The 2,442-nt window shown below is 37.0% G+C and carries 2 protein-coding genes, 1 tRNA gene and 2 pseudogenes; 2 read left to right on the top strand and 3 right to left on the bottom strand.

The window, feature by feature from the left end; all coding sequences use genetic code 11:
• Window positions 1-174, top strand: a pseudogene (locus tag GO685_RS04770) (IS5-like element ISSoc13 family transposase); the annotation flags it as partial.
• A 60-nt stretch (window positions 175-234) separates the two neighbouring features.
• Here the strand turns inward: GO685_RS04770 and GO685_RS05885 are convergent.
• The 3 genes and pseudogenes from GO685_RS05885 to GO685_RS04755 form a co-directional block, all read right to left on the bottom strand.
• Window positions 235-348 (bottom strand): annotated as a pseudogene (locus GO685_RS05885) (molecular chaperone DnaJ); the annotation flags it as partial.
• 163 nt (window positions 349-511) lie between these two features.
• Window positions 512-1,624, bottom strand: coding sequence for a molecular chaperone DnaJ (gene dnaJ, locus GO685_RS04760; RefSeq protein WP_175937797.1), 1,113 nt, complete (start codon window positions 1,622-1,624; stop codon window positions 512-514).
• A 93-nt stretch (window positions 1,625-1,717) separates the two neighbouring features.
• A tRNA-Arg gene (locus tag GO685_RS04755) sits at window positions 1,718-1,792 on the bottom strand.
• Between the two features lie 166 nt (window positions 1,793-1,958).
• Between GO685_RS04755 and GO685_RS04750 the strand changes: the two genes are divergently transcribed.
• Window positions 1,959-2,264 (top strand): TrbC/VirB2 family protein, encoded by a 306-nt coding sequence (locus tag GO685_RS04750; RefSeq protein WP_175937796.1) that lies wholly within the window; start codon window positions 1,959-1,961, stop codon window positions 2,262-2,264.
• Window positions 2,265-2,442: the final 178 nt, after the last annotated feature.

Here is a 2,442-nt window from a genome sequence, read left to right as displayed (position 1 = left end):
AATCGAAAAGTGAAGAGAGACTACGACAAACATCTTTATAAAGAGCGGCATTTGATTGAATGCTTCTTTGGAAAAATCAAGAACTTTAGACATGTTTTTTCTCGATTTGACAAGACTGCTGAGGTTTTTATGGTTTTTTTAAACTTCGTTGGTTCTCTCATATGGCTTCTCTAAAATTTTGTTCACAGAGACTAGAGAATAATTAACTGCCTTTGATATCACTGAGCAAATTTCCTATTTTTTTTTTACTTTACTAAAGAACCCTTCAGATTGCCGTTGCATGTTTGCCTTTTCTTCTTCTTCAAGTGCTTTCAACAGCTCAATTTGTTTTTCAGTTAAGTTCTTTGGAAAAATCAAGAACTTTAGACGTGTTTTTTCTCGATTTGACAAGACTGCTGAGGTTTTTATGGTTTTTTTAAACTTCGTTGGTTCTCTCATATGGCTTCTCTAAAATTTTGTTCACAGAGACTAGAGAATAATTAACTGCCTTTGATATCACTGAGCAAATTTCCTATTTTTTTTTTACTTTACTAAAGAACCCTTCAGATTGCCGTTGCATGTTTGCCTTTTCTTCTTCTTCAAGCGCTTTCAACAGCTCAATTTGTTTTTCAGTTAAGTTCTGTGGATTTAAAGTTTCAACTATTACCTGCACATACAAATCACCACGTACGTTTGAATTCATACATGGCATACCCTTTTCTCTACAGCGTAGTTTGGTACCAGTTTGAGTGCCTTCAGGAACCTTTACTTTTATTTTAGTCCCATCAATTGACTGGACATCAATTTCACCACCAAGCACTACCAATGTCATTCTTATAGGCACTTTACAATGTAAATCTGCTTTATCTCGAGTAAAGATCTTGTGTGGAGCGATTTTAACATATACATATAAATCTCCGCTTTTCCCACCCCTTACTCCAGCTTCTCCTTTACCACTTACTTTCACCTTAGAGCCTTTCTCTATGCCTTTTGGAATTGAAACTGATATATTTACTTCATCTCTTCTGCGTCCATTTCCACCACACTTTTTGCATTTATTTTGTATTATTTCTCCTTCCCCATAACATGTGGTACATGTTCTCTCGATTGTAAAAAAGCCCTGTTGGGTCCTGATCCTACCGCTTCCTTGACACATGTGACACTGAACTGGTTTGATCGTTCCTTCGCTACCTGTACCTTTACACGTGTCACATTTTACATTTGTAACGTAATGTATAGGTACTTGTATTCCTTTAAATGCGTCTTCTAAGGTAATTTCAAGATCATAGCGCAAGTCCGACCCAGGCACTCTCGTTGTGCTTCTCTTTGCCCTACTTGATCCCCCAAACCCCCCGCCAAAAAAGTCGTTGAATATGTCACTAAAATCTCCCGCAGCCTGGCTAAAATCAAATCCACCAAAACCACCATCCTCATGTCCGTAACGATCATAACCTGCCTTTTTCTCATGGTCAGACAGAACTTCATACGCAGCCGTTATTTCTTTAAATTTTTCCTCTGCTTCTTTATTACCAGGATTTCTATCTGGATGATACTTTAACGCTAATTTTTTATATGCTTTTTTTATCTCATCAATACTAGCATTTCTGCTTACTTCCAACAGTTCATAGTAGTCTTTTGTGCTCATATACAATAGTTCAGTATTTAACCTTTAAAGATAGGTATCTCGTACATCAATTTCAAGTGTGGCCTCTGTTTTCTGTGTAGACTAAAAACATTGTGCACCCTGAGCGACTCGAACGCCCGACCTTTTGATCCGTAGTCAAATGCTCTAATCCAACTGAGCTAAGGGTGCCTTTGATAAAATCAACTTTAACAGATTTTACAGCTTGACTCAATTAGTTTGGCTAAAAATAAAACAGCATCAAAGTTAAATTGATGGTATGACAAATTTACTAATACCCTTAACTTAAATTTAATAAATGTGAGGGAAAATCTGGCATAAAATTATTGGAGACATAATGAAAAAATTTCTTCTATTTATAGCTTTAATCCTATCTTTTGCACTCGATGCAAACGCCGCTAAGCAGAGTAAAACTCAAGGTGATGAAACATCAGAAGTGATATGCAGCATAGTAAAATATACCCAAAGCATAGGTGGGCCGATGATCACAGTAGTAATAATAGGTGCAGCTCTGCTTGCAATATTTGGCAGAATGCCTTGGCCTGCTCTTTTTGCACTTGGTGCATTTACTGCTGTGTTTTTCGGTGCACCAAAGATTGTGACAGCAATAGCACCAGGCACAGTACAGGCATGCACTCCATAGAAAAACGCTGATCTTCTGGCAAAGCTGCGAACTAAAAAGCCTCAAGTTTTAGGCAAGTGATACTTCTAGGCTCTGTGAACAAGAGTTTGTCATGAGAAAATAAGGAAAGATGTAGCAAAAACTGGTAGTTTAACTTAGCTAAAAATAGAGAAACTACCAAATGGCATATTATATAAAA

Origin of the sequence: Wolbachia endosymbiont of Madathamugadia hiepei (assembly GCF_013366855.1) — a bacterium.
In the GTDB taxonomy this organism is placed as follows: domain Bacteria; phylum Pseudomonadota; class Alphaproteobacteria; order Rickettsiales; family Anaplasmataceae; genus Wolbachia.
The sequence above is the reverse complement of the archived record's forward strand: the minus strand, read 5'-3'. Positions and strand labels throughout refer to the sequence as shown.